This window comes from Vibrio crassostreae 9ZC13, assembly GCF_000272045.2.
GTDB classification, from domain to species: domain Bacteria; phylum Pseudomonadota; class Gammaproteobacteria; order Enterobacterales; family Vibrionaceae; genus Vibrio; species Vibrio crassostreae_C.
The window spans coordinates 376,430-380,985 of record NZ_AJYZ02000040.1 but is presented as its reverse complement, the minus strand read 5'-3'; the positions used below and the strand labels follow the sequence as shown (position 1 = coordinate 380,985).

General features: G+C 44.2%; 3 protein-coding genes. All 3 read right to left on the bottom strand.

The genetic code is table 11. From position 1 onward, the window contains the following. Positions 1–456: 456 nt before the first annotated feature. The gene (locus tag A136_RS14360) at positions 457–1,233 is read right to left on the bottom strand and encodes a phosphoadenylyl-sulfate reductase (protein WP_017059954.1); all 777 of its coding nucleotides are present in this window, start codon (positions 1,231–1,233) and stop codon (positions 457–459) included. Continuing rightward, on the bottom strand, positions 1,226–2,953 hold the full coding sequence (cysI, locus tag A136_RS14355; protein ID WP_017063189.1) for an assimilatory sulfite reductase (NADPH) hemoprotein subunit: 1,728 nt from the start codon (positions 2,951–2,953) through the stop codon (positions 1,226–1,228). The genes A136_RS14360 and cysI overlap by 8 nt, the downstream gene beginning before the upstream one ends. Beyond that, a partial coding sequence (locus tag A136_RS14350) for an assimilatory sulfite reductase (NADPH) flavoprotein subunit (RefSeq protein WP_017063188.1) occupies positions 2,953–4,556 on the bottom strand: 1,604 nt, incomplete at its 5' end. The genes A136_RS14350 and cysI, both read right to left, overlap by 1 nt.

Below are 4,556 nucleotides of genomic sequence, written 5' to 3'. Positions count from 1 at the left end.
GATATTCATCAACGAGTGCCCACACAGATTGATAGGTTTAAATTGTTAAAGAGCTTCTCTTCGTTGTGACTTACATCACTTCGGAAGAGGCGGCCATTCTAGCGATTTAATTCTCAGTGTCAAACACTTATTTGGAATTAATTCCTACTTTCTAAAAGTAGAAGCGAATCATCGCTTAAAGCTAGTTGCCTTACTAACATTTCTCGCTGAAGCCTTGTGGCGTCTGCCGTGTCAGTGAGGCGGCATTATAGAGATGTTCATCACATTGGCAAGTGTTTATTAAAGAAAGATGCAAAAATAACGATTACATGGCGAATAAACACTCAAAGCCTTATTTGTGCAAGTTTAACTACAGAGTACTTACAAAATAACCACAGACTTATCCACAATTGATCTAATTTTCATCCTAGAAAACAAAAAAGCTGCCTCATGGCAGCTTTTTAAATGGCAACGAGTCTAAATCCCAGAACCATATTGCTCTCCATCATCTTCATGGAGACCACATTCGCGTTTCAACCCATTAAAACGAGTTTCCTCTTCAGTCATACCCGGTTCCCACTTCTTAGTTGTATGTGTATCTCCAACAGAAAGGTAACCCTGCTCTCGAAGCGGGTGATAACCGAGACCATGCTCTTCTAGGTAATAGTGAACATCTTTATTCGTCCAATCGATTACCGGCAAAAATTTAAACACACCATTTTGGATAGATAAGATTGGCAAATTTGCACGCGATTGAGATTGCTCTCTTCTTAAACCGGAAAACCATGTCCCAGCCTCGAGCTCATCCAACGCTCTTCTCATCGGTTCAACTTTATTAAGCTTGTTGTACTTCTCTATCCCTTCTATACCTTGATCCCAAAGTTTTCCATATTGCGCTTCTTGCCAATTAGGGCTCTGTTGGGCGCGAAAGACTTGAAGGTTTAGAGTCAACTTCTGACTTAACTCATCAATAAAGCGATAGGTCTCCGGAAATAGATACCCTGTGTCAGTCAAAATAACCGGAATATCTGGTTTTGCTTGGGTCACTAGGTGCAACATCAATGCTGCTTGGATTCCGAAACTAGAAGACACAACATGTGTCCCTTCTAAATTATCTAAAGCCCACTTAACTCTTTCTAATGCGGTTAGCTGCTCTAACTCTGCGTTGATTTGTCCAAGACGAAGTATTTGCTCCGTCTTAGTCAATGCGAGTAGCTCTGCTAACTTCAATTTTGAAGCGACAGAATTATGCATGCAGATCCCTCTTGGAAATGATCACCTCTTCGATGATGCCAGCTCGGATTGTAAAATCACCGAACCCTTCTTTGTCGTTGCGTTCTGTAGCCCAACGTCCCACCAGCGCATCAATCTCTTCTAAGATCTGAGCTGATGTGATGTTCTCTTTATACATCTTAGGGATACGAGTTCCGGCCTTGTTGCCACCTAGGTGCATGTTGTAACGCCCCGGAGCCTTACCCACTAAACCAAGTTCAGCCAACATTGCACGACCACAACCGTTTGGACAACCTGTGATTCGAAGGATGATGTTATCTTCTTCTGGTAATCCATGTTTTTTCAGAATGTATTCAACATCCGTTACAAACTCAGGAAGAAAGCGCTCAGCTTCTGCCATTGCTAAAGGACATGTTGGGAAAGCCACACACGCCATTGAGTTTTTACGCTGCTCGGAAACGGCATCATCCATCAGACCGTATTGACGTGCCAGCTTTTCAATTTTTGCCTTTTGGCTCTTAGGTACACCTGCAACAATTAGGTTTTGGTTCGCTGTCATGCGGAAGTCACCTTTGTGGATCTTCGCTATTTCAGCAACACCTGTTTTCAGAGCTTTACCCGGAAAATCAAGTAAACGACCATTCTCGATGAATAACGCCAAGTGGTGCTTACCATCAATGCCTTCCGCCCAACCAATGCGATCACCACGGCCAGTAAACTCATAAGGACGGCTTTCAGAAAATTCTACGCCTGCACGCTTTTCTACTTCTGCTTTGAATACATCAATACCAACACGGTCTAGTGTGTATTTGGTTTTTGCATTCTTACGGTTTGAACGGTTACCCCAGTCACGCTGAGTCGTTACCACCGCCGCTGCTACATCTAACGTTTTATCTAATGGCACAAAACCAAAGTCGTCAGCTTTACGTGCATAAGTAGAGGTATCACCATGTGTCATAGCAAGACCGCCACCGACTAACACATTAAAGCCCACCAGCTTTCCGTCTTCAGCAATAGCAACAAAGTTAAGATCGTTAGCATGGACGTCCACATCATTTTGCGGAGGAATGACAACCGTCGTCTTGAACTTACGCGGTAGGTAGTTGCTACCAAGGATAGGTTCTTCATCCGTTGTTTCTAGTTTTTCACCATCTAACCAGATTTCTGCATAAGCACGAGTCTTCGGTAATAGATGTTCACTGATCTTTTTCGCCCACTCGTAAGCTTCTTGATGAAGTTCAGATTCAACCGGGTTTGTCGTACATAGAACATTTCGGTTTACATCACCCGCTGTCGCAATTGAATCAATGCCAATGCTATTTAGCGTTTGGTGCATCAACTTAATGTTCGGCTTCAAGACACCGTGGAACTGAAACGTTTGACGAGTTGTTAGACGAATTGAACCGTAATAGGTACTTTCGTCTGCGAACTTATCAATCGCCAACCACTGCTTAGGGGTAATGATGCCACCAGGCATACGAGCACGAAGCATGACGTTATGTAACGGTTCGAGCTTTTGTTTGGTACGTTCGTTACGAATATCACGGTCGTCTTGTTGATACATACCGTGGAAACGAATCAACTGAAAGTTATCAGCAGTAAAGCCACCTGTTATGCGGTCTTGGAGATCTTGTTCAATCGTACCGCGTAGGTTATTACTTTCACGCTTAAGACGCTCATTGTCAGCCAAAGGTCCAAGTACTTGACCTAGCACTTCTTGCTCTATTACTTGCTTGCTCATTAGTACACATCCCTTTGGTAACGTTTCGCTTTACGTAAATCATTAATATATTGTTCAGCTTGCTCGCGGCTCTGGTTGCCATGCTTTTCCGCTATCGAAACTAACGCTTCATGAACATCTTTAGCCATTCGAGTCGCATCGCCACAGACATAGAGGTACGCGCCCTCTTGCAGCCATTGCCACACCTGCTCTGCTTGTTCGATTAAACGGTCCTGAACATAAACCTTTTCTTTTTGGTCACGGCTAAAGGCAACATCGAGCTTAGTTAGCGCGCCAGACTTGAGGTACTTTTGCCATTCAACTTGGTATAAGAAATCTTGAGTAAAGGTACGGTCACCAAAGAACAACCAGCTTTTTCCTTCAGCATCATTGTTTTCACGCTCTTGAACAAAACTGCGGAACGGTGCGATACCGGTACCCGGGCCGACCATGATGATTGGTGTGTTGTCGTCTTGTGGCAGCTTGAAGTTATTGTTGTTCTCAACAAACACCTTCACTTCACCGCCTTCTTCAAGGCGTTGAGCTAGGAAGCTAGAAGCTCCACCTAAACGAGACTCCTCACCTTTTTGGTATTCAACAAGACCCACGGTTAAGTGCACTTCTTCATCCACTTCAGCTTGGCTTGATGCAATAGAATAGAGGCGTGGTGTCAGCTTACGTAACAGGCCAATTAACTCATCAGCCGATAGCTTAGTTTTCTTCTCAGCTAAAACATCGACAACTTGAGTATTACCCGCGTATTCACGAAGCTTGTCTTTATCTTCCACCAGCTTGATTAACTTCTTGCTGCCCGATAACTCAGCAAACTTAGTCACAAGTTGAGGGTTTGAAGTGGTAATCTCAAATTTACTCACTAGCGCACTATGGATAGATAGATTCTCACCATCGACATCGACACTTTCGATACCCGATAACCCAACCTTAGAAAGAATCTGATTTGCGAGTTCTGAACTGTTTTCATACCATACGCCTAGCGCATCGCCGGGTTGGTAGGTAATGCCCGACTCATCAAGATCAATCTCGATATGACGAACATCTTTACCCGAGTCACGACCCGTGATCTTTTGACTGGTTAATAGTGTCGCTGTATATGGATTTTGTTTGGTGTATTGCGAATGACCGGCGGCCGCTTGACCGACTGGTAATTGAACCACATCGGCTTCAGTGCCTGTCGATAGCGTTTCTTGAACTTGTGATAACGCTTTAGCGCGCCATTCCGTTGCTGACTCTTCGTAATCAACATCACAATCAAGGCGATCGACAAACGATTTCGCACCAAGCTTAGCGAGGAAGTTATCGAAGTCTTTAGCCGTTTGGCAGAAGAACTCATAGCTTGAGTCACCTAAACCAATCACACCGTATTGTAGGTTTGATAATTTTGGCGCTTTCTTCGATTGAAGGAATTCATGCAACTCAATCGCGTTATCAGGGGCTTCGCCCTCACCATTGGTTGAAGCGACGAAAATGACGTGTGTCTCTTTGGCTAGGTTCTTACCTTTATAATCACTCGCATCGAAAAGCTCGACGGCGATACCTAAGGCTTTTGCTTCTGCCTCTAGCGATTCAGCGACGCCTTTAGCATTACCGGTTTGAGAAGCGAAGA

Bases quoted from the DNA above. Each gene is read 5' to 3' on its own strand.
- A136_RS14360 (WP_017059954.1), bottom strand. From the start codon at position 1,233: ATGCATAATTCTGTCGCTTCAAAATTGAAGTTAGCAGAGCTACTCGCA.
- cysI (WP_017063189.1), bottom strand. From the start codon at position 2,953: ATGAGCAAGCAAGTAATAGAGCAAGAAGTGCTAGGTCAAGTACTTGGA.